A 22,063-nucleotide genomic window follows, 5' to 3' on the forward strand; every position below is an offset into this window, starting at 1 on the left:
TCATCTTTGGCTTTTCCCATAACTGAATCCTCTCCCTTATTTCCATTGTAAATCCTTGTAGGGGAGGACTCCAGTTTATTTAGGGGGCCTTAGGGCTTTTGCATTTGATCCCACGAAAAAGCCGGTTTTCCACACAATTGAAATGTACTTTTGCAGTTAGAACATCAATTTTAGAAAGCACAGGCATTAATGCCGCTCGAGCCGGCCTTCTTTTTGGTCCTCCAACGCCATGTTTCTGACGATAAAATGACGCTTTTTCCCCGTTGCCGTATACGGCAGCTCATCGATAAATCGATAGAAGCGGGGCCGCTTGTAAGCCGCCAACATTGGATGCTCGCTGCAATATTTATGCAATTCTTTGGCGGTTAGCGATTCGTCGTTTTTAATCACGTAGGCGACGACGGATTCGCCGCGCAGCTCATCCGGCACGCCGACAACCACCGTTTCTTTCACCTTCGGATGCTGGTTGAGAACATCCTCAATTTGCACCGGGTGAATATTTTCGCCAGACGACACGATCATATCGTTTTTGCGGCCGGCGATGGTGACAAACTCGTTTTCGTCCCATGTTCCCATATCGCCGATATAGATCCAGCCTTTGTAGAAGACCTTCTCGCTTTCACCGGGATTATTGATGTAGGAGTACGTTGTTTTCCCGGGGGCTTTCACGATAATTTCGCCCACTTCGGTGCCATCCTTGGCGACATGTTCATGCGGCTCTGCTCGGCGGTCCGGGAACACTTTCACCACGGCGACTTCGTCGTCGGTGCAGGCGCGTCCGGCAGAACCGGCCATTTCCGGCAAGTCGTAAGGGCGCAGGAACGTATTCCAGAACGCTTCCGAAGTACCGTAGCCGTTAAAGATGTTCTTCGTCAGCACCTGCTGATATTTAATGCAATCCGCCCCGGACAACGGCGCCCCCATCGTGACAATGCCTTTGAGCCCGGACAGATCGGCATTCTCTTTCAGTTGCGTATCATGCAGCATCTTCAGCATTGGCGGTGCCCCGATCAGGAAGGTCAGTCCGTATTTGGCCACGTACTCCAGCACCGTTTTCGGATGGAAGTAGCGGAGAATGACCATTTCGCCCCCGACATACAGCGTTGGTGTTGGTCCGCCGGAATGCAGGCCGCCGCGGTGGAACCACGGGCTCATATTCATCGTTTTGTCGACCGGGCTGAGTGGAAAGTGCATCGCGACATCATGAGCCGAGAGCACTTCGTTGATATTGTTCATCGGTACGCCCTTTGGCATCCCCGTCGTCCCGGAGGTATACAAGCGGGTGACCTCATCATAAATATGCGAAGGCCGTTCGATCGGCGGATTTTCCACAGGCTGCTGCTTCACGTAATCCGAATATAAAATATGACCCTGCGGCGCTGTTTTCGTGCCGGTATAATCGACCATGATAATCCGGCGCGGCCGATGGCGGGCCATTTCCAGCGCCCGTTCGGCGGTTTCTTGAATTTCTGCGTCATAGATATATACTTGAGGTTTGCTGTCATCGAGGATATGGGCAGTTTCGCCGGGGGACAGTTTAAAGTTGATCGGGCAATTGATCGCGCCCAGCTTTTGCGGAGCCAGATAGCTGAACACGAATTCCGCTGAATTCAACAGCTGATACAAGACCACATCGTTTTTGCCGATGCCGTCCCCGATCAGCGCATGGGCGAGACGATTGACCTCCTCGTTCAGCTCTGTATAAGTCCAGGTCCGTTCTCGCAGCGGACAAGTTAATGCCGGACGGGTCGCGAACCGGTGCACGTTCCGCATAAAACCGTTGATATAAGTGAACTCATGTTCAAACGTATCTTTAAACATCCGTACATCGTACGTAAATTGGTTGATCGTCTCCATCGATGGATCCTCCCTATCTTCGTGGATTTGCACTTCCGTTATATTCGCCCACAATGAGCGACGAGTTCTGGCCGCCAAAACCAAAGGCGTTCGACATCGCCATCCGTACCCGGGCGGCTCGTGGCCGGTTCGGAACATAATCAAGATCGCATTCCGGATCCGGATGCTCGTAATTTAACGTTGGCGGCACGATACCTTCCCGAATCGCACCGATGCAAGCAATCAGCTCCGTCACTCCGCCGGCGCCCATTAGATGCCCGGTCGCTCCCTTGGTCGAACTAACAGGAATTTGTCCAGCGTGTTCACCAAAGACTGCCTTCAACGATTCCGTTTCAATCCGATCACCGAGTGGAGTTGAAGTGCCATGCGCGTTGATGTAATCGATATCGGTTGCGCCGACTCCGGCCTGATCCAGCGCCATGCGCAAACAACGAATTTGTCCGCTGCCGCTTGGTTCCGGCGAGGTGACATGGTAAGCATCTGAACTGTTGGCGTAGCCGAGCAGCTCGGCTTGAATCTCAGCGTCCCGCGCTTCGGCATGCTCCAGCGTCTCCAGCAGCACCGCGCCGGCGCCTTCGCCCATCACGAACCCGTCACGGTCCCGCTCGAATGGTCGGCTGGCCCGAGACGGCTCTTCATTCCGTGTAGACAACGCCCGTGCTGCGGACAAGCCCGCCCCCATCAGCGCGGACAAAATCGACTCCGCACCAACAGCCAGCACGGCATCAGCTTGTCCCGAGAGCAGCAGCATCCGCGCCATACCAATCGCGTCTGCCCCGGAGGAGCAGGCGGTGTTGACGGTGAGGCTTGGCCCTTGGATGCCATGCATGATGGAGATGTGCGCCGCCGCAATATTGCCCAATATCTTCGGCACCAGATGAGGCGACACCCGATAGCTGCCGCTGCTAGTGATATGCTCCTGCGCCTGCGCCGCCGAGGAAATGCCGCCCAGCGCCGTACCTACCACGATGCCAATCCGTTCGGGGCGCGCCTTCAGCCGGCTGTTTTCCAGCGCTTCTTGCGCCGCAGCAAAGGCAAACTGCATAAAAATATCCGATTGTCCGACCAGCTTCCGCGGCATAAAGTCGGCCGGGTTAAAATCCTTCACTTCTGCGGCAATTTTCACGGGCATCGCTTCCGCGTCATATCGCGTAATCGCTGCCACGCCGCTTACTCCCGCAAGCAGTCCTTGCCAGTAGGCCGGAACGCCGATACCCACCGGCGTCACCGCGCCAGAGCCGGTAATCACTACTCTGCCGCTACGCATGGGTCGACCCTCCGCCCTCACGAACTTGTTCACTGCGTTGCCGGTGGGTTTCGGTTAACTGATTCCACAGCTCCGGATGCCGCTTCTCCAGGTTGACGGGCTGCCCATGCTCGTCCACATACGCATGGGTCGTCATCCCCTCAGCAGCCAGCACCCCGCCTTCCTTATACAGCTGATAGGAAAAAGCCATTCGACTTCGGGTCAATGAGCTGATCCAAGTGCTGAGCGTCACTCTTTCTTCGGGACGCAGCATTTTCTTATATTGGCAATCTGCCGTCAAGCAGACAAGCGAAATCCCTTGATGGTGAAAGGCGCTCATATAAGGCAGCCCATAAGACTCGAGCAATCTCATGCGTCCATTCGTAAACCAGTCAAAATTTTTCGCGTAATAGGAAATCCCCGCCGCATCGCAATCTCCCCAGGTCACAATCATGTCCAGGTCGTATCGCGCCTCTGTGCGAATCATTGTCATCCCTTCTTCCTAACGAAAAGTAAGTTAACCACCATAATTCTACTCCCATCGAACAAAGTTGAAAATATTAAAAAAATGTATTCCTTCCATATCCTTGAATCCTTGGATTCAACTCCATTCCTCGCACCTAAGAAAAAAGAACCTGAGGTTCTCACCTCAAGCTCTCGGTTAACTCACGGTACGCGGTCGCTCCAATCGGCTGATGCCGGGGATATGCAACGTGGCCCACTCTGGCTGCATATGGTCGATATTCGCCACAACTACGGTCATATCATCATGAATGACGTTCTTCTGATACCGGATAACGGACTCCAGCAGACAATCGGCGATCTCTTGCGGATCCTCGGCCTGGATCTCTTGGATCAGCCGCTTGATCCACAGCTCCTTGTTCACCGCAGGGCCCGGCGCATCGTAGATGCCGTCCGTCATCATGATCAAGGTATCTTCCGGATAGAGCTGAACGGACACCAGATCAACCTCGATATCCTGGATGATGCCGATCGGCAGGTTGCTGGCCGTCACCGGGATGACCTCTGAACCTCGCTTGATGAAGCTAGGGGAGGAGCCGATCTTCATAAACGTTGTCCGCGCCGTATATTGATCAATCAGCGCCATGTCCACCGTCGCGTACACCTCATCGGGCGAACGCAGCATGAGAATTGAGTTCACCGATTTAATTGCCAGCGTCTCCTCCATGCCGGACTGCAACAGCTGCTCGAGGATGTTCAGCGCCGTACTGCTCTCCAGCCGCGCTCGCTCCCCGTTGCCCATCCCATCGCTGATCGCCACAGCGAACGTGCCGTTGCCCAGCTCCTTGGCGCTAAAGCTGTCACCGGAGAGCATGTCCCCGCCTTTCGCGGTGCCGGCAACCCCGGTCGTGATCTCAAATGCTTTCGCCGAGCCGAAGGTGACGGTCGCCAGGCCTTCTCTGCCTCCATGATGAATTTCATTCATGACTGCGATATGCTCGCCGAGGATATCGGACAGCAGCGGAGCAATAATCTTCCGGCATTCATCAAAACCTCGGGTGTACGCATGTACAATTTCGATCTCCACATTCCCGTGATCCAGACTCACAATGTCGATGCTATGAATAGACAAGCCCATTTTCTCTAACGCTTCGCGGATTTGCTCTTCTTGCTTGTACATGGCTTGTCCTTCCCGTTGGATCTCCCGGGCCAGGTCCTCCATCACCTGCGAGACGCCCGAGAGTTGCTCGGCCACCAACTGGCGACTGTCGTAGATTTGCCGTTTCCAATGCAAATCGTGCTGATACAGATCGTACTCGTGTTTCATAATGTCCAACACCTGGTCGGTTTTCGCGCACATCTTCAACCATCTGGCCGGCAGCTCGTCCGGGGTAATGTCTGGCTTCTCCTCAATCGCGGTCATCATCTCCGTCATCAGCTTGTACGTCTGATAGAATCGACCCTCCCAGCAAGTATTCTTGCGGAAGCAAGTCGCGCAAGCGCCCTGGGTCACCGCGTTCATGAAATGGTCAATCTCCTCGCCGCGCTTTGCGATTTCCCCAGTGCTGGATACTTGTCCGAAGCTGCGCGCCAGCTGCTTGAAGACTTGGGAGAACTGCGCCACCCGGCCAGCTGTGATATCGCGTACCCGTTTGGCGTATTCATGCTGCGTTTTAGCATGCTCCTGTGTGCCGGGCACGTATTTGGCAATCACTTGAACCGTCTTTTTGGGGGTCAGCAGGAAGAACAGAACTGCGACGCAGCTCTCCCAAGTGGAGGACATCACATCCGCCGGGCCGGCAATATAGATGGACAGAATGGACGAACCGAGCAGCATGCCGAATCCGACCGCCCATTTCCGTCCTTCCCGGAGCATCCCGGCCAGCATCCCGGAGAACGCCAGCAAGCTCATTTGGTACAAGGCCGATGTATCAGCAAGGCTGAGAATCAAGCCGGTGATGACGCCAACCGAAGCGCCTAAAGGGGCACCGCCTGCCAAGGCGAACAGCAGGATCAGGTACCTCGACAACACGTGCTCCGCCGATAATCCTTGAATCTCCCATCCAACCGTACCGGTCATCACGGAAGCCAGCAGAATCACGAGGCACAAAATTTCCTCCCCGCGCAGTTGGTAATGCTTCTTCCGGTAAGTAAACACCGGGACCGCCTGAATGAAGACCAGCGTCAGTACGAAGCTGAGCAGCGCATCCATTACGGTCATCGCAAGTGCGTACCAAGTCAGGGAAGGGCCAATCACCGCCCCGAACATCCCAACGAAGAACGTACTCGTAAATACCATAATCGGCGCATAGGAGAGATCCGCCCGTTCAAAAGACTCCAGTCCCTTTTGTAACAAGGCGAAGATCAACAGCTCCACGGCGATTTCTATCGCATGAAGATGAGCCCCCGGCGTCAACAACGCTCCGCCGACCATCGCCGCCCCCGCGAACCACGCGATATCCCGCCGCATGAAGCGAATCACCGCAAAGAAAGCGACGGCAAAAGGAGCCAGCTCGTCCAAGATCGTCGCCCGGCCCAGCAGGAAGCTCATCGCTAGAAGCAGTCCGGTCCACTTGTTGACTGCGAACAGCCGCCCAGCCCGCTGGATGATTGGCTGGTCTAGCAGCATCTTCCGCATCGCTCCCTTGTCCCATGCCTTCGCCTTTCTCATCCCTGGAAACAGGGTGACATTCCACTTATTCAACATCCTGGCACCGCCTTTTCCAAATTAGTAAGGTATGTCCCATTATAGGAGGCTAGAACCGGAAAGTTTGTCAGATACCGGAGCCGGTGCCAAAGAAATTTCCGACAAATTGAGAGAGAACGCCGACACCGCGCGAATCCAGGCCCCCCATAGCGATGGACCGCATCAGGGGTTTCTATGTTCGCATGGGAAATCCCAGGCTGTGTCTATGAACAAAGGCTATTTGAACGCGCTCCTCGTAAAAAACCGTAAGAACCTGTCGGCAAAAAGCCCAGAGGCGACAAAACCTGTTTAATCGCATAGGCAAAAGTCAACTTATGAAGATTGGGGCACGAAAGCAAACAAAAAACCGCAGGCGAGCGATTCGCCTACGGTGGGTTTGAGTAGTTAAATTTTCAGGGATTACATTCGTTTGGCTCCGCGACCTCCGCGTTTGCCTTCCGTATTCTTCTTCAACGAAGAAATGCGCTCCTCGCTGTCCTTCAGGAAACGAGAAACTTTGTCTTCGAATGAGGATTTGCTGGCTGGGGGCTTAAAAGAGCGTCCTCCCCGGTCCCGGTTAAATCCGCCGCCAGGACGGTCACCTCCGATTGGCCGGTCCGTTCTCGGTGCACGAGGCGGTCTGGCTTCGGCCGGTTTGTCAACAGCCTGCTTGATGGAAAGTCCGATCTTACCGTCCTTATCGACATTGATTACCTTAACGGTAACCGTATCGCCGATTTTCAGATGATCGTTAACGTCTTTCACGTAATTATCGGCGATCTCCGAAATATGAACGAGACCCGTGACACCTCCTGACAGATCCACAAATGCTCCGAAATGCGTGATGCCTGTCACTTTTCCTTCTAACTTGGTGCCCACTTCAATTGCCATAAAATAAAATGATCCTCCCTTAAAAATATACAGCCAGGCCTCGAAATCTTGACTGCGGTGATTTGATTATACCGAATGACTGAAACAAGGTCAACAGACGGATGTCCCGTCAACCCGCATGGGGTCAGTCATTTCCGGCTTCGGACTCGGATACCCGGACAGGGATTTCACCCGGTTTGTACAGACCATATTTCTTCATGGCAATTTGTCCAATGTATTCGGGGTCATTCAAACGGTCAATCTCATATTTGAGCTGGTTCAAGCTCTGCTCACTGGCTGCCTTGGCGGCTTGCCGCTCCGCCAGCTCTTGCGATTTGCTGCCGATCTCCCCGGCTTGCGAGATGTACGTATATCCGGCCCAGCTTAAAAACAGGACCATAAATCCCATCCAGATCCGCAACCTGCGCTTAGCGAAAGCAGATCCGTTTCCGGAAGATGAAGTTTTGTTCGATGGTTTCGGATTTGTCGACACTTCGCGCACCAAGGCACACCTCCCAGCCTTATTCCTTGTAGAACCAGCGTAATAGACGCAAAATGCGCTCTCGCCACACGACCGCTGAGCGCCGAATCTTGTCCACCCCTTGCGGAATCCGAAGTCTTGTCCATATAGGTCTAAGCACCCATACGAGCAGCTTCCAAATCGGCAACAAGGTGATCCGGCCTAGGAACAGCAGCACGATCCAAACGAATCCGAGCAGAACGCGGATCATTTTGACCAACCATTGTAACGGAGCGATGATGAAAATCTCGATCGTTCGTACGATAAACCGATAAAATTTGTTAGCTATCCTCATTAACATTAACACAAAACGCTCGGTGAGAGAACTAAGGAACAAAAAATAAATCCAAATACCTAAAAAAAGTCCTAAAAAAACATAGAACCTTAGTTCTCCATGGTTGCTGTGATACAACGTACGAAAGACGAATAAGGCGGCAGCCAACCAGTAGAGCAAATCGAGGGCATGGACACTCCAGCGGGGAAACCGGAGTTGTCCCGAGACGACGCGATAGCTGTCAAAGGCGATGCCCATGATCCCCCCGGATGCCAGCATCCAGAGCAGGGTCGCCCATTGTGTCTCCAAATTCATCGGAACAGCTTGCCGAGCAGGCCCTTACTGGACGAATTGGACCCCGGGTCCAAATACGAAAGCGAGTTCACCGTACCTTCGATGCTGACCAGTCCCTGCTCCAGGTTCAGGTTTTTGATATGTAAATTATGCCCTCGGATCGTCATCGCACCAAGTTCGGTTTGAAGTAAAAACTCCTCGCTGTCGAAGCTCTCCACATTGAGGACCCCTGTAATATCCAGCAGCTTGCGATTCAGCAAGTGCAGCTCCTGATGCTTGGCTTTATTTGGTTCGACCATGGCATGTACCCCTCCTTCTTATCCCTAGCTTATGGACGAAAAACCGTCTTTAGAACAAGTTCCTTCTAGGCTTTAGCGTGATCTTCTTTACTGTTTTCCGAAATCGCTTTCAACTACGATGGAGAGGAAGAGATTGACATTTGTCGGAGGCGAACCCCAATGCGTCAACCATTCTCAAATGAACCCGATTCGGATCCAAAATATCGCATGGAGACCGACGCGCTAGGCCCCAAAGCGATCCCGGCAGAAGTCTATTACGGCATTCATACGGCGCGAGCGATCGAGAATTTTCCGGTCAGCGGGCGGCCCGTCCATCCCCGGCTGATCGAAGCGATCGCCGTGGTCAAGAAAGCGGCGGCGCGAGTGAACGGCCGGCTCGGCTTGATCCCGGCTGATGTGGCTTCGGCGATTGAGTGGGCATGCGACAAGATTGCGGGCGGTGCCTTGGCCGATCAATTCGTCGTGGATGCCCTGCAGGGCGGCGCGGGCACGTCCACGCATATGAACGTCAACGAGGTGGTCGCCAATTTAGCGATTGAACGGCTGGGCGGGACCAAAGGCGACTACCACCTGGTCCATCCGTTGGACCACGTCAACCGATGTCAATCGACCAACGACGTGTACCCCACCGCGCTCCGAATCGCGGCGATCCGGCTGCTGCGCCCGCTCAGCGACGCGTACGCCTCCCTGCAGGAGGCACTGCAGGAGAAGGAGCGGGAATTCGCGGATGTGCTGAAGCTCGGGCGCACGCAGCTGATGGATGCCCTGCCGATGATGGCCGGCCAGGGGTTTGGCGCATACGCCAAGGCGGTCGCCCGCGACCGATGGCGGCTGTACAAAGCCGAAGAGCGGCTGCGCGAGATTCATCTCGGCGGCACAGCGATCGGCACGGGACTCGACGCTCCGCGCGCTTACATTTTCCAGGTCACCGACACGCTGCAGGAGTTGACCGGGCTGGGCCTGGCGCGCAGCGAATTTCCGATGGACGGGACGCAGAATATGGACGTCTTCGTCGAGGTGTCCGGGCTGCTGAAAGCGGCAGCCGTGACGCTGTTCAAGATCGCCGGCGACCTGCGGTTGCTGGCGTCCGGCCCCGCCGGGGGCATCGGCGAGTACACGCTGCCCGCCGTCCAGGCCGGCTCGTCGATCATGCCGGGGAAGGTGAACCCCGTCATGGCGGAAATGGCCGGCCAAGCGGCCATGCGCGTGATCGCGAACGATGCTGCGATCACTTGGGCCGCCGCGGGCGGCCAGCTCGAACTGAACGCGTACGGCCCGCTGATCGCCGATTCCCTGCTGGAATCGCTGGAGATTCTGGGGCGGGCCATGCCGCTGTTCGAGCAGCGCTGCATTCGCGGCATCGCCGTCAACGAGGGCGTATGCCGCGAGCATCTGCGGCGCTCCACCGTGCTCGCCACCGCGCTGGTCCCGCATCTCGGCTACGAGGCGGCTGCCGAGATTGCCGGGATCGCCCGGCGCGAGGGGCTGTCGGTGGAGCAGGTCGCTGTGAGCGGCGGCTGGCTGACCGCCGAACGCGCCGCGGACATCCTGAATCCGCTGCAAGTCACGAAGCCGGGCATCCCCGGCGAATAAAAGGGGGATGGTTTAGATGAGCCTGAACGCAACACCGCGCGGGGAGCGAATCCATATCGCCGTCTTCGGCCGAACGAATGTGGGGAAATCGAGTGTGGTGAACGCTTTGACGGGCCAGGAGACAGCGGTCGTCTCGCCGGTGCGGGGGACGACTACCGACCCGGTGTACAAAGCGATGGAGCTGCTGCCGCTGGGACCGGTGGTGCTGATCGATACCGCTGGCTTAGACGACGAAGGCGCGTTAGGTGAGCTGCGCAAGCGAAAAACACGAGAGCTGATCCACCGCGCCGACCTTGCCTTGCTGGTAATCGATGCGTTGGCGGGTCCCGATGATTTTTATCGGGGGCTACTGGCCGAGCTGAGGCAACGGAAGATCCCTGTCGTCGGCGTGGTGAATAAAGTCGACGCGCTGCTGGATGACGACGCGAGATCGGCTGCACTTAGCGATGTGAAGGTTATGCTCGGCCTTGAATGTGTTGCGTTCAGCGCGTTGAGTGGCCGCGGCGTGCCAGAGCTGAAGCGGGCCATCGTTGCGGCGCTGCCGCACGAAGAGGAACGCTTCCGGCTCGTCGGCGACCTCGTGGCGCCGGGTGATCTGGTCGTGCTGGTCGTGCCGATCGACAAAGCCGCGCCCAAAGGCCGGCTGATCTTGCCGCAGCAGCAGACGATCCGCGACCTGCTCGAGAGCGATGCCATCGCCGTCGTGACGAAGGAGCACGAGCTCCGGACGACACTGGATCGGCTCGGGTCCAAGCCGCGGCTCGTCATCACCGACTCGCAGGTCTTCCTCAAGGTCGCCGCCGATACGCCGCGGGACGTGCCGCTGACCTCGTTCTCCATCTTGTTCGCCCGCCATAAAGGCGACCTTAACGAGCTCGTCCGGGGCGCACGGGCCGTGGAGAACCTCCGGGACGGCGACCGGGTGCTGATCGCAGAGGCCTGTACGCACCATCAGCAGTCCGACGACATCGGCACCGTCAAAATCCCACGCTGGCTCCTCCAAATTACGGGCAAGCAGCTGCAGATTGAGCACGTCTCCGGCTACAGCTATCCGCCGGATCTGTCCCGCTACGCGCTGATCGTGCATTGCGGAGCCTGCATGCTCAACCGCCGCGCTATGCTGCACCGCCTCAGCGAAGCCAAAGCTGCCGGCGTCCCGATCGTCAACTACGGCGTGCTGATCGCCTACCTGCACGGCGTGTTCCCTCGCGCGATTGAGCTCTTCCCCTCCGCCATGATGGCGTGGGAGGAGGCAGCTCGGGAGACGTAGGCGCGGTAAGCAAATCGCGGTTGTGGTGAACGAGTCACTGTAACGGGGAGGGTGCCTCAGCTTCGCTGCCAGTGAAGGCCCGTGGTCGCTGTTGAAGCCAAGCTGGGTTTCTAACACTTGCCAGCAACGCTTTTGGGCTCAACCACGGTCCCGGAACTCTAACGCTTGTCAGCAACGCTATTGGGTAACCACGCCACAGCGCGCCACCTCTAACGCTTACCAGCAACACTATTTCGCCCAAAACGGGGGATTTGAGAATCTAACGCTTATGCGAGAGCTTATTTGCCCGATTCGCCCTCGAAATGAGGTCATTTTACACAAATAAGCTTCCTGACAAGCGTTAGAATTGAAATTTCCCTCTTTTCGCCCTAATAAGCGCTCTGGCAAGCGTTAGCCAAGGGGAGCAGCAGACGAAAGCAAGCGAACAAGCAAAATAGTTACTCCGAAAGCAAGATATGCAGGAGCCCCAGACGTCGCAGCTCTGTAATGTGTATTAGGAGTTAGGTAGAGTTAGGCAGAGTTAGGCACATTAGGCGCAGTTTGGACCGGTTTAGCATGATTGGTGACGCAAGTAAGAGGAAACAGAAGCTTGGAGCAGTTATTAGTAGTTTCTGGACTCTGGAAGTTAGTGTCTTTTAGGCGCGCAATTAGGAGCAGCTAGACGCATTTAGGAGGAAATCGAACCAATAAGAGCAGTCGGGCACAGTTAGGAGCAGTTAGGAGCAGTTGCAGCTAGTAGTAGTTGTAATTAGTAATAGTTATCCGTAGTAATTAGTATCTGCAAAAAGTAACTTACGCGACGTCGGCGTCAATCATTGGCATAGAGAAATTCGCGGAGTAACTACAGAGTAACTACATTAGCATTAGCAACAACAGGGACACACGGGAAGAGCAACGGTAGAAACAGCAGCAATGACAGTAGTAACAGCGGTGGTGAAGGTAGAGACTATAGTGAGGGTAACTAGTGTAACGAATTTGGAGTCCGTTAGCGACAGTAGTAGCGAAATAGCAACAACGGTAGCGACAACAGAAGCACCAAAGCAGAGACAACAGCACCATAGACAGCGGGCGGGTCACTAACAACCACGGCCCCGGAACTCTAACGCTTGTCAGCAACGCTATTGGGGTAACCACAGCGCACCTCACCTCTAACGCTTACCAGCAACGCTATTTCGCCCAAAACAAGGGATTTGAGAATCTAACGCTTGTGAGAGTGCTTATTTGCCGGTCTCGCCCTCGAAATGAGGTCATTTGACGCAAATAAGCTTCCTGACAAGCGTTAGAATTGAAATTTCCCTCTTTTCTCCCAAATAAGCGTTCTAACAAGCGTTAGCCAGGGGAGAGCCCGGCGCAATAAACGTGTCAACCGTGAGCAACAGGCGGAAGGCGTTCGCCGCACGCTGTCAGCTGCTTCTAGCGTTAGCTGAAAGGCAGCAGGCGATAGCCACTAACGCCCGCCCACTAGCAGCACACCTCATAAAGCATCAGCCGGGGCTCTTACGCAGCTGATCCGCCCTTAGCGCCAAAAAACCTTCAACGCCATCCGCTAAGGTGGCATTGAAGGTTTTGGTTTTCCTAAAGGCCGAGCAGCTAGAAGTACAAATCCCGCTCGCCTTCCTTAAGGCGTTGCAGGCGGTTGAGGGTCGCATCGCGGGCGGAGGTTTTAGGGATGCGGCGAAGATTGTTTTTGATGAGCGTTGCGCCCATCTCCCGGGCCTCATCATCGCCGTAATCCAGCAAATACTCCTGCAAGGTGAGCAGTGCGTTCGGATGGCAGATGTTGTGAATTTGGCCCGATTTGGCCAGTCGCATGAAACGGTCGCCCGTCCGCCCTTCCCGATAACAAGCGGTGCAGTAGCTCGGAATATAGCCATCCCGGCACAGCGACTTGATCATCTCCAGCGGCGAGCGGTGATCGCCCACCTCGAACTGGGCGGTATCGCCGCATGTCCTTCCTTGGCCCTCGCCGCCGTACGTGCTCGTATAGCCGCCGACGCCAGTGCACGAGCCTGCGCTGATCTGGGAGATGCCCAGCTTAATGACTTCGTCGCGGAATTTCGAATCCTCGCGGGTAGACAAGATCATGCCGGCATAAGGCACCGCGAGCCGTAACACAGCCACGATCTTCTTGAACTCATGATCGCTCACCAGATACGGGAAGCTGTTCAGATCTACGCCCTCCGCCGCCCGCAGGCGAGGGACAGAAACCGTGTGAGGCCCGCAGCCATACGTGGCTTCCAGATGCTCGGCATGCATCAACATCGCGATCGTCTCGTATTTGTAATCATACAGCCCGTACAGTACTCCAACGCCAACATCATCGATCCCAGCTTGCATCGCGCGGTCCATCGCCGTCGTGTGCCAGTCGTAGTCGCGTTTTGGCCCTTTGGGGTGCATGCGGCTGTAGGTTGGACGGTGGTACGTCTCCTGGAATAGGATATACGTGCCGATTCCGACGTTCGCCAGCTTGCGATAATTCTCCACCGTCGTCGCGGCGATATTGACATTAACTCGGCGAATACTCCCGTTATCGACTTTCACGGAGTAGATCGTTTCAATACATTCCAGGATGTAATCGATAGGGCAATGCTCCGGATCCTCCCCGGCCTCCAGCGCCAGCCGCTTATGCCCCAGTTGCTGCAGCACTTCGACTTCCCGAATCAGCTCCTCCCGGTTTAACCGCCGCCGAACCATATCCTTATTCGACTGCTTATAGCCGCAATACTCGCAGTTATTGACGCAATAGTTGCTGACGTATAAAGGAGCGAACAAGACGATCCGATTCCCGTAAATGCGTTCCTTCACCTCACGAGCCGCATGGTAGATCTCCTCTAGCAACACATCGTCCTCTACATTTAACAGCACAGCGGCTTCGTCCGCGCAGATGCCTTTGGCAGTCCGGGCACGCTCCAGAATCGCCAGCACCTTCTTACGGTCGCGGGCTAGCCTTGACCCGTATGCGAGCGCTGACACAATGGTCTCATCCCGGATGAAGTCCGCCGCCTGTTTTTGCTCTGACCTGCTCATCCCCATCCCTCCCTGTAAGATGCCAAAATCACTTCTGAATCCCTTAATAACGGGAGCGCACCAAATAGTGCGTGTGCAAATACTGATGGCTCTTGTGACTGTTCGGCTCCTCCAAAAACTCCCGATAAATCTGCTGGATATACGGGTTCTTATGCGATTTGCGCACCGTGGACGCTTCGTCCTCATCATAAATCGCCTTGGCACGGGCAGCCTTCACGTCGAGAGTATCCCGCAGGCTCGCGCCAACGATCGGCTGCCCGCCGCCGCAGATACAACCGCCCGGACAAGCCATCACTTCGATAAATTCGTATTGGCGCTGACCGGACTGGATCATCGACATCAGCTTGCGGGCATTGCCAAGCCCGTGCACTACCGCCGTGCGGATCATCCGCCCGTCCGGCAGCTCCACTGTCGCCTCCTTAATGCCGTCCATCCCGCGCACAGCGGTATATTCCACCGTCTCCAGCTCTTCGCCGGCAATCAGCTCGAACACGGTGCGAAGCGCCGCTTCGGCCACCCCGCCGGTGGCACCGAAGATCACGCCAGCTCCCGAGGCTTCGCCAAACGGATTGTCGAATGTTTCACCCTTCAGGTTCACAAAATCGATCCCCGCCTCTTTGATCATCCGCGCAAGCTCCCGGGTTGTCAGCACGTAATCGACGTCCGGGAACGACTCGTGAGCCAGCTCCTCGCGCTGCGCCTCGAACTTCTTCGCCGTACACGGCATGATCGACACCACCACGAGGTTCCCCGGATCGATCCCCATCATTTGGGCGAAATAGCTCTTGATCATTGCCCCTTCCATCTCATGCGGCGATTTGCAGCTCGAGAGGTTCTCCCTCATATCCGGAAAGAAATGCTCCACAAATTTCACCCAGCCTGGGCAACAGGAGGTCATCAGCGGCAAGTTCTCCCCGGTGGCCAACCGATGCATCAGCTCGGTGCCCTCCTCCATAATCGTTAAGTCGGCTGCAAAATCGGTATCAAACACCTTATTGAAGCCCAGCCGGCGCAATGCGGCGACCATCTTGCCTGTCACCCGCGTGCCGATCGGCATCCCAAACTCCTCGCCCAAGGCAACGCGTACCGCCGGCGCCGTCTGCACAACGACGAATTTATGCGGATCAGCAATCGCCTGCCATACATCGCCCACATTCTCCCGTTCCTGCAACGCGCCAACCGGACAAGCCATGATGCATTGACCGCAGTTGACGCAGACCGATTCGCCGATCGGCCGCCCCAAAGCCGGCCCAATCACCGTATTGAACCCGCGGTTCATGAATCCGATGGCCCCCACAGTCTGCACCTCGCTGCACACCGAGACGCACCGGCCGCACAGCAAGCATTTGGATGTGTCGCGCACGATCGACGGCGACGAGAAATCAACCGTCGACCGTGCTTGGCCTCCCGCATATCGCACATCACGCACCCCAATCTGATTCGCCACCTCCTGCAGCTCGCAGGTTCCGCTGCGCAGGCAGGTGAGGCATTCCCGATGGTGATCCGACAGAATCAGCTCAACCGTCGTTTTGCGGGCTTTCCGCACCCGCGGTGTATTCGTCCGAATCCGCATGCCGTCCTCGGCCACCAGCGTACACGAAGCGATCAGGCGGGGGCCCGATTCCACCAAGCAGACGCGGCAACTGGACGGATGGTTCATGCCCTGCAGATGACAAAGGGTAGGAATATGAATGCCTAATCCGCGGGCAGCTTGAAGCACCGTCGTGCCCTTCGGCACTTCCGTTTCAATATCGTCAATCCACAATTTCACCGTATCCATGCTCGAACTCTCCCCCTTTCAGCTCTTATAGATCGCTTCAAATTTGCAGCTGTCGAAGCAAATTCCGCATTTGATGCACAGCTGCGGATCGATGACATGCGGCTCTTTCATCTCGCCCGAGATCGCTTCCGCTGGACATTTCCGGGCGCAGAGGGTGCAGCCGCGGCACTTCTCCTCATCGATTGTGTACGTAATCAGCGAGCGGCACACACCGGCAGGGCACTTCTTATCGACCACATGGGCAAGATATTCCTCGCGAAAATACTTCAGCGTGGACAGCACCGGATTCGGCGCCGTTTGGCCAAGCCCGCACAGCGAAGCCGCCTTAATTTGCTCGGACAGGTCCTCTAACGCATCCAGATCCTCACTCGTCCCTTTGCCCTCTGTGATTTTCTCCAAAATCTCCAGCAGGCGTTTGGTGCCAATCCGACAAGGCGCGCACTTCCCACACGATTCGTCCCGCGTAAAATCAAGGTAATATCGGGCCACGTCGACCATACACGTCTCTTCGTCCATCACGAGCATGCCGCCCGAGCCCATCATCGACCCCAAGCTCAGCAGCGTATCGTAATCGATCGGCCGATCGAGATGCTCGCTCGTTAAGCAACCGCCGGACGGCCCCCCGGTCTGCACCGCCTTAAACGCTTTGCCGCCGGGAATCCCCCCGCCGATTTCGTAAATCACATCGCGCAGCGTAACTCCCATCGGCACCTCTACCAGCCCGGTGTTGACGACTTTGCCGCCCAAGGCGAAGACCTTGGTGCCTTTGCTTTTTTCCGTCCCGATGCTCGCATACCACGAAGCGCCCTCGAGCAGAATGATCGGCACGTTGGCTAGCGTCTCCACATTGTTGATCACCGTTGGCTGCCCCCATAACCCGCTGACGGCCGGAAACGGCGGTTTTGGATTTGGCATACCTCGCTTGCCTTCGACGGAGTTCATCAGCGCGGTCTCTTCCCCGCAGACAAACGCCCCGGCTCCCAGACGAACGCTAATGTCGAAAGAAAAGCCGCTTCCAAACAAGTCATCGCCCAGCAACCCGTAATCCCGGGCCTGCTTAATCGCCGCCTGCACCCGGCGCACGGCGATCGGATATTCCGCCCGGACGTAGATGAAGCCATGATTCGCCCCGATGGCGTAGCCGGCGATCGCCATGCCCTCCAGCACAGAGTGCGGATCGCCCTCCAGGATCGAGCGGTCCATAAACGCGCCCGGGTCGCCTTCGTCGGCGTTGCAGATCACATATTTTTGCCCCGTTCGCTGCTTCGCCGCCGTCTCCCACTTCACCCCGGTCGGAAACCCGCCGCCCCCGCGTCCGCGAAGCCCAGCTTCCTTCACCTCGGCCACGACCTCTACCGGCTCCATGGTCGTCAGAACCTTATGCAGCGCCTTATATCCATTCATGGCGATATATTCATCAATGTCCTCCGGATCAATCGTCCCGCAGTTCCGCAGCGCAATCCGCTGCTGTTTGCGGAAGAAATCAACCTCATGCAATGGTTTGATCCGCCCGTCTTTCTCCAACGACTGTGAGTACACAAGGCGATTGACGATTTTGCCCTGAAGCAGATGCTTGTCGACGATCTCTGCCACATCCTTCACCTTCACCCGGTTGTAGAACACCTCCTCCGGGTAAATGATCACGACCGGCCCCAGCTCGCACAGCCCAAAGCAGCCCGTCCGGACAATCTCAATTTTGTCCTGAATCCCTTGGGCAGCCACCGCTTGCTCGAAGGCTTCCGCGATGAACATCGAGTCCGAAGAGGTACAGCCGGTGCCGCCGCATATCATAACGGAACGCTCGGCAACGCCTCCGTCGACCGCCTCAACCTTCCCAAGCTTCCGTCGCACCAGGCGGTGAAGCTGCGCCGTTCGAATGCCTTCGAGATCCAACAACGTTTTCATCGTTCCACCATCCCTTCTAATGCGTCTGTACAGGCGTGCGCATTTGCTTCAGTATTTTCGGTATTTCGTTGGGGGCCAGCCGGCCATGCACCTTCTCTCCGATGGTCATGACCGGGGCTAAACCGCAAGCTCCCAGACAACGGGTGGCTTCCAACGTGAATTTTCCGTCGGCCGTTGTCCCTTGAACCGGAACGTTCAACTCCTGACTCAGGCGATCCAGTACGCCTTGTGCGCCCTTAATGTAACAAGCTGTCCCCATGCAGACGCGGATGATATGCTCTCCCTTGGGCTCCAGCGAGAAAAACGAGTAAAACGTCGCCACCCCGTAAATCTCAGCCATCGACATGCCCAGCTCCCGCGATACGATCTGCAGCGCTTCCTCCGGCAGATAGCCGTACATATCCTGAATCTCATGGAGCACCGGAATCAACGCACCCGGCAGCTGGCGGAACTGATTGATGATTTCCTCCACCCGTTGCAGCCGCTCCTCGTCCTTCGCACAACGACAAGTCTCTTCCATCCTCGCTTACTCTCCCTTCATCAAACGAATGCTGACCTTAAAGCAGCGGGCTTTCGTGCTTCAGCTTAAGCCGTTCCCAACGCCGGTTAACCTCTTCCTCAAAGGCATCGAGCAGCTCCTGGTCATGCAGCATGTGCTTCGTTTTGCCCATCAGCTTCAACCATTCCTGCGGTGAGATCCGCTTGTTCTTCGCCTCCGGATTGTAGGTAATGTTCGTAACGCCATGCTCGATTTCGTACAGCGGGAAGAAGCAGGAGTCTACCGCCGTTTGCAGGATTTTCGTCCCGAGCTGATCTTCAGACCGCCAGTTGAGCGGGCAGGTACTGAGCACTTTTCCATAAACCAAGCCTTCATGTTGTGCATACCACTGCGCCTTGGCTGCCTTCATAATCAAGTCCTGCGGGAAGGCTTCCGCCCCGGTGAACACGTACGGGATATTGGTCGCCGCCATGATCTGCGGAGTGTCTTTGTGATGGAACGCTTTCCCTTTCTGTGCCTTGCCTACGCCGGACGTGCTGGTCTGATGCCCCAGCGGCGTGGAGTAGGAGAGCTGCGAGCCCGTATTCATGTACCCTTCATTGTCGTATTCCAAAATAATCATCTTGTGGTTCCGCAGCGCCGAGCCGATCGCCGGCCCCATACCGATGTCCATCCCGCCGTCACCGGTCACCATGACGAAGGTCACGTTATCCGAAACATCGATCTCCCCGCGGCGCTTCCGCTCCCAGAACGCCTCTACGACGCCAGCCACGGTGGCAGCCCCGTTCTGGAACAGGTTGTGGATGAACGTTTGCTTATGCGAGGTATAAGGATAGCCAGCCGTCACAACGTACGAGCAACCGGTCTGGAACAACGTAACGACATCGCCTTCAATCCCTTTGAAAAACAGCTCCAACGAAGAGATCGCGCTGCAACCCGGACATGCCCCATGGCCCGGCGCCAGCCGCTTCGGCTTCGCTGTCAGACTGCGCAGCGGCGGCACCTTCACCTTCAGCTTGCCGGTCGCCTCATCCGGCGTCACTTGAATCAGCCCGCTGTTAAAGGCATCGCCATGCTGCGGCGTCAAGATCGGTCTGAGTTCGTGCACCGGATCGCCGGGGACCTGCCCGAAATAATCAAACGGTACCGCGGCTTCGCCTCGGTTCATCGCCTCCATAGCCAGGTTGAAGAACGCTTCCGCTTCATCCGGATAGAAGTCTTTGCCGCCCAGACCAAACACGCGGGACAACACAATCGTTTGATTCGCCGGATCCAACTTCAGCGCGGAGCGGATTTCATGCGTCATATTGCCGCCTTTACCGCCGTAGGAATCAGCGCGTTCGCCCACCAGCAGCGCTTTGACGCCCCGCAGCGCGGTGCGGATCTCCTCCGCCGGGAAGGGCCGAATGACGTTGGGCCGAATGAGCCCCGCCTTAACCCCCTGCGCCCGCAGCTTGTCAACGATCATCTTGGCCGTTTCCGCCGCCGAGTTCAGCAGAAATAAAGCGACCTCCGCATCTTCCATTTGATACAGTTCGAGCACCGGGTAGTCACGTCCCGACATCGCCTTAAATTCAGCAGCGATTTGTTGATACACTTCGGCCGCCCGCTCCTGAGCCAAGTGCAGCTGGTAGTGGTTATTCAACAGGTCGTCGCCGTTCATATGCGCACCAACCGAAATCGGCTGCGCCGGATCAACGACGTGATCAAATCCAACCGGCGGTGTATCCCCTACGAACGCCCGAACCGTCTTGGCGTCTTTGAAATAACTTAATTTCCGTTTCTGATGGGACGTAAAGAACCCGTCATAGGCAACGATCACTGGCAGCCGAACCTCTGGATGTTCCGACCACTTCAGCGCCATGATGTTCATGTCGTAGGCTGCTTGCGGGGTGCTCGCCGTCAGGATCAACCAGCCGGTGTTCAGCGCAAAATACAAATCGGAGTGGTCACCGCGAATGTCCAGCGGACCGCTGATCGAACGCGTCACCAAGTTCAGCACCATCGGGAACCGCGTTCCGGACTGGACCGGCAGCTGTTCGAGCATGTACATGAACCCGTTGGCGCTGGTCGCATTGAGCACCCGAGCCCCAGCGAGCGCGGCCCCATAACAGATCCCCGCCGAGCCGTGCTCCCCATCCGCCGCAATCAGTTGGATATCATGCAAGCCTTGCGCCTTTTTCTGGTCTAGAATTTGGGCAATCTCCGTGGACGGGGTGATCGGAAAATACCCCATCACATGGTAGTTGATCTGAGCCGCCGCCATAGCTGCCGCCTCATTGCCTGATTCGAAGGCCGTCGTTTGTTCCGCCAGCGTCATTTTTGTGATTTTCTCTTCGGTTATAGACATCGATAAAGTCCTCCTTTAGGCTCTTCTGCGAGTTCCATACACCTTGACCTTGGAAAAAACTCTACTGAAAGACGTGAGCAACGCGGTGGCTGTCGGCATATCCCGGCTCCTCCCGACGCATGCTAAGCGCCCCCGTTGGGCAGATTTCCACGCATTTCAGACAACCTTTGCAATATTGATAGTCGATGCCGCTCAAGAACATTTGCGGACGCCCCTTCTTGTCCTCCCCGGTCTCCCACACGAAACACAGATCAGGACAAACCGAGTCGCAGTTGGCACAATGGATGCAGCTGTCTGGATCCAACTCCGGTACAAACCCCTGCCGGGACCCGCTCAAATCCTTCAGCAGACTATTGCCTTGCGCCCGAATGATGCCGCCCAGAGCCTGCGTCTTATAACCGAGCAGCGGCTGCGGCCGTTCGAATTGCATCCCTTGTACCCCTTCGGGAGCCGGGATCGTCTGGAAACGCACTTCATGATATCCCCGGTCAAATGTGCGCAAATTGGGTTCCACCAAGTGCGGGTATTTTTTCTGGAACGTATGCTTAATCACTTCGCGCATCGAATCCGGATCGAGAAAATCGCATATCCGGAACAACGCCCCCAGCATTGAGGTGTTCACCTTCGTATGTTCGTCGATGGCGATCCCCATTGCGTCCACCACCGCCAGTGTCCCGTAAGGAAACTTCAGATCGCGCCGTATTTCCTCAAAATCGCGGGTCGAGTTCACCAGCGCGATCCCGTCAGGCTTTAAGCCGCTTAGAACATTGACCGTCTTGTGCAGCGCTTCATGGAACACGCCAATGACGTGGGGTTCCTCGATCGGGCTGTGATCATGAATCTCCACGTCCGGCTCACAGAAGCGGATGAAGCTCTTCACCGGGGAACCCTTCTTCTCCGAACCATAGGACGAGAAGCTGGCACCGTTGAGGCCAAGCCCCAGCACCCCGGATTCCGCCAGCATCTTCCCAGCCAGGTTGGCGCCGAGCCCGCCGATGGATTCCAGCCGAATTTCAAAAAAGCCAAGGTCATTGGTTTTAGTCAAAATGCTCATTCGCCACGTCTCCTCTACGTTTTGTTGTGAAATATTTCACGAATAATAACAAAATGAAACTGCCGCCTTTCTTTGAC

At 56.2% G+C, this 22,063-nt stretch carries 16 protein-coding genes; 2 read left to right on the forward strand and 14 right to left on the reverse strand.

What is annotated here, in order from left to right; genetic code table 11:
- Positions 1 to 186 precede the first annotated feature (186 nt).
- From C812_RS21165 to yabP, 8 genes are all read right to left on the reverse strand, one after another.
- Complete coding sequence (locus C812_RS21165) at positions 187 to 1,857, reverse strand: class I adenylate-forming enzyme family protein (protein WP_016314680.1); 1,671 nt, start codon at positions 1,855 to 1,857, stop codon at positions 187 to 189.
- A gap of 13 nt (positions 1,858 to 1,870) precedes the next feature.
- Positions 1,871 to 3,124 (reverse strand): beta-ketoacyl-ACP synthase II, encoded by a 1,254-nt coding sequence (gene fabF, locus C812_RS21170; protein WP_016314681.1) that lies wholly within the window; start codon positions 3,122 to 3,124, stop codon positions 1,871 to 1,873.
- Positions 3,117 to 3,596, reverse strand: a complete 480-nt coding sequence (locus C812_RS21175) for an acyl-CoA thioesterase (RefSeq protein ID WP_084770920.1) — start codon at positions 3,594 to 3,596, stop codon at positions 3,117 to 3,119. The genes fabF and C812_RS21175 overlap by 8 nt, the downstream gene beginning before the upstream one ends.
- 168 nt (positions 3,597 to 3,764) lie before the next feature.
- Positions 3,765 to 6,272, reverse strand: coding sequence for a stage II sporulation protein E (gene spoIIE, locus C812_RS21180; RefSeq protein ID WP_016314683.1), 2,508 nt, complete (start codon positions 6,270 to 6,272; stop codon positions 3,765 to 3,767).
- A 399-nt stretch (positions 6,273 to 6,671) separates the two neighbouring features.
- The gene (locus C812_RS21190; RefSeq protein ID WP_016314684.1) at positions 6,672 to 7,142 is read right to left on the reverse strand and encodes a S1 domain-containing RNA-binding protein; all 471 of its coding nucleotides are present in this window, start codon (positions 7,140 to 7,142) and stop codon (positions 6,672 to 6,674) included.
- Between the two features lie 124 nt (positions 7,143 to 7,266).
- Positions 7,267 to 7,530 (reverse strand): FtsB family cell division protein, encoded by a 264-nt coding sequence (locus tag C812_RS21195; RefSeq protein ID WP_244268384.1) that lies wholly within the window; start codon positions 7,528 to 7,530, stop codon positions 7,267 to 7,269.
- Positions 7,531 to 7,642: 112 nt separating this feature from the next.
- Positions 7,643 to 8,230 carry a spore cortex biosynthesis protein YabQ gene (yabQ, locus tag C812_RS21200; RefSeq protein WP_016314686.1) on the reverse strand — a complete coding sequence of 196 codons (588 nt, stop codon included), beginning with the start codon at positions 8,228 to 8,230 and terminating at the stop codon, positions 7,643 to 7,645.
- Entirely contained in the window at positions 8,227 to 8,508 is a 282-nt protein-coding gene (gene yabP / locus C812_RS21205; protein ID WP_009226328.1) for a sporulation protein YabP, read from the reverse strand. Before yabP ends, yabQ begins: the two co-directional genes overlap by 4 nt.
- 159 nt (positions 8,509 to 8,667) lie before the next feature.
- Between yabP and C812_RS21210 the strand changes: the two genes are divergently transcribed.
- Positions 8,668 to 10,101, forward strand: coding sequence for an aspartate ammonia-lyase (locus C812_RS21210; protein ID WP_016314687.1), 1,434 nt, complete (start codon positions 8,668 to 8,670; stop codon positions 10,099 to 10,101).
- A 16-nt stretch (positions 10,102 to 10,117) separates the two neighbouring features.
- Positions 10,118 to 11,371 carry a [FeFe] hydrogenase H-cluster maturation GTPase HydF gene (hydF, locus tag C812_RS21215; protein ID WP_016314688.1) on the forward strand — a complete coding sequence of 418 codons (1,254 nt, stop codon included), beginning with the start codon at positions 10,118 to 10,120 and terminating at the stop codon, positions 11,369 to 11,371.
- Between the two features lie 1,590 nt (positions 11,372 to 12,961).
- On the opposite strand, the gene hydG is transcribed toward hydF, so the two are convergent.
- The 6 genes from hydG to C812_RS21245 form a co-directional block, all read right to left on the reverse strand.
- The gene (gene hydG / locus C812_RS21220; protein WP_016314689.1) at positions 12,962 to 14,398 is read right to left on the reverse strand and encodes a [FeFe] hydrogenase H-cluster radical SAM maturase HydG; all 1,437 of its coding nucleotides are present in this window, start codon (positions 14,396 to 14,398) and stop codon (positions 12,962 to 12,964) included.
- Positions 14,399 to 14,441: 43 nt separating this feature from the next.
- Positions 14,442 to 16,178 carry an NADH-dependent [FeFe] hydrogenase, group A6 gene (locus C812_RS21225; protein ID WP_016314690.1) on the reverse strand — a complete coding sequence of 579 codons (1,737 nt, stop codon included), beginning with the start codon at positions 16,176 to 16,178 and terminating at the stop codon, positions 14,442 to 14,444.
- Between the two features lie 18 nt (positions 16,179 to 16,196).
- On the reverse strand, positions 16,197 to 18,083 hold the full coding sequence (nuoF, locus tag C812_RS21230; RefSeq protein ID WP_016314691.1) for an NADH-quinone oxidoreductase subunit NuoF: 1,887 nt from the start codon (positions 18,081 to 18,083) through the stop codon (positions 16,197 to 16,199).
- 16 nt (positions 18,084 to 18,099) lie between these two features.
- On the reverse strand, positions 18,100 to 18,603 hold the full coding sequence (gene nuoE / locus C812_RS21235) for an NADH-quinone oxidoreductase subunit NuoE (RefSeq protein ID WP_016314692.1): 504 nt from the start codon (positions 18,601 to 18,603) through the stop codon (positions 18,100 to 18,102).
- A 37-nt stretch (positions 18,604 to 18,640) separates the two neighbouring features.
- Positions 18,641 to 20,932, reverse strand: coding sequence for a thiamine pyrophosphate-dependent enzyme (locus C812_RS21240; RefSeq protein ID WP_016314693.1), 2,292 nt, complete (start codon positions 20,930 to 20,932; stop codon positions 18,641 to 18,643).
- Positions 20,933 to 20,993: 61 nt separating this feature from the next.
- Positions 20,994 to 21,986, reverse strand: coding sequence for a 2-oxoacid:acceptor oxidoreductase family protein (locus C812_RS21245; protein ID WP_016314694.1), 993 nt, complete (start codon positions 21,984 to 21,986; stop codon positions 20,994 to 20,996).
- Positions 21,987 to 22,063: the final 77 nt, after the last annotated feature.

The organism is Paenibacillus barengoltzii G22 (assembly GCF_000403375.2).
GTDB classification, from domain to species: domain Bacteria; phylum Bacillota; class Bacilli; order Paenibacillales; family Paenibacillaceae; genus Fontibacillus; species Fontibacillus barengoltzii.

What these genes read in the sequence shown, in the direction of transcription:
- C812_RS21210 (WP_016314687.1), top strand. Translation starts at nt 8,668, where the DNA reads ATGCGTCAACCATTCTCAAATGAACCCGATTCGGATCCAAAATATCGC.
- hydF (WP_016314688.1), top strand. Translation starts at nt 10,118, where the DNA reads ATGAGCCTGAACGCAACACCGCGCGGGGAGCGAATCCATATCGCCGTC.
- C812_RS21175 (WP_084770920.1), bottom strand. Translation starts at nt 3,596, where the DNA reads ATGACAATGATTCGCACAGAGGCGCGATACGACCTGGACATGATTGTG.
- yabQ (WP_016314686.1), bottom strand. Translation starts at nt 8,230, where the DNA reads ATGAATTTGGAGACACAATGGGCGACCCTGCTCTGGATGCTGGCATCC.
- C812_RS21190 (WP_016314684.1), bottom strand. Translation starts at nt 7,142, where the DNA reads ATGGCAATTGAAGTGGGCACCAAGTTAGAAGGAAAAGTGACAGGCATC.
- hydG (WP_016314689.1), bottom strand. Translation starts at nt 14,398, where the DNA reads ATGAGCAGGTCAGAGCAAAAACAGGCGGCGGACTTCATCCGGGATGAG.
- C812_RS21165 (WP_016314680.1), bottom strand. Translation starts at nt 1,857, where the DNA reads ATGGAGACGATCAACCAATTTACGTACGATGTACGGATGTTTAAAGAT.
- nuoE (WP_016314692.1), bottom strand. Translation starts at nt 18,603, where the DNA reads ATGGAAGAGACTTGTCGTTGTGCGAAGGACGAGGAGCGGCTGCAACGG.
- yabP (WP_009226328.1), bottom strand. Translation starts at nt 8,508, where the DNA reads ATGGTCGAACCAAATAAAGCCAAGCATCAGGAGCTGCACTTGCTGAAT.
- C812_RS21245 (WP_016314694.1), bottom strand. Translation starts at nt 21,986, where the DNA reads ATGAGCATTTTGACTAAAACCAATGACCTTGGCTTTTTTGAAATTCGG.
- nuoF (WP_016314691.1), bottom strand. Translation starts at nt 18,083, where the DNA reads ATGAAAACGTTGTTGGATCTCGAAGGCATTCGAACGGCGCAGCTTCAC.
- spoIIE (WP_016314683.1), bottom strand. Translation starts at nt 6,272, where the DNA reads ATGTTGAATAAGTGGAATGTCACCCTGTTTCCAGGGATGAGAAAGGCG.
- fabF (WP_016314681.1), bottom strand. Translation starts at nt 3,124, where the DNA reads ATGCGTAGCGGCAGAGTAGTGATTACCGGCTCTGGCGCGGTGACGCCG.
- C812_RS21195 (WP_244268384.1), bottom strand. Translation starts at nt 7,530, where the DNA reads ATGGGATTTATGGTCCTGTTTTTAAGCTGGGCCGGATATACGTACATC.
- C812_RS21225 (WP_016314690.1), bottom strand. Translation starts at nt 16,178, where the DNA reads ATGGATACGGTGAAATTGTGGATTGACGATATTGAAACGGAAGTGCCG.
- C812_RS21240 (WP_016314693.1), bottom strand. Translation starts at nt 20,932, where the DNA reads ATGTCTATAACCGAAGAGAAAATCACAAAAATGACGCTGGCGGAACAA.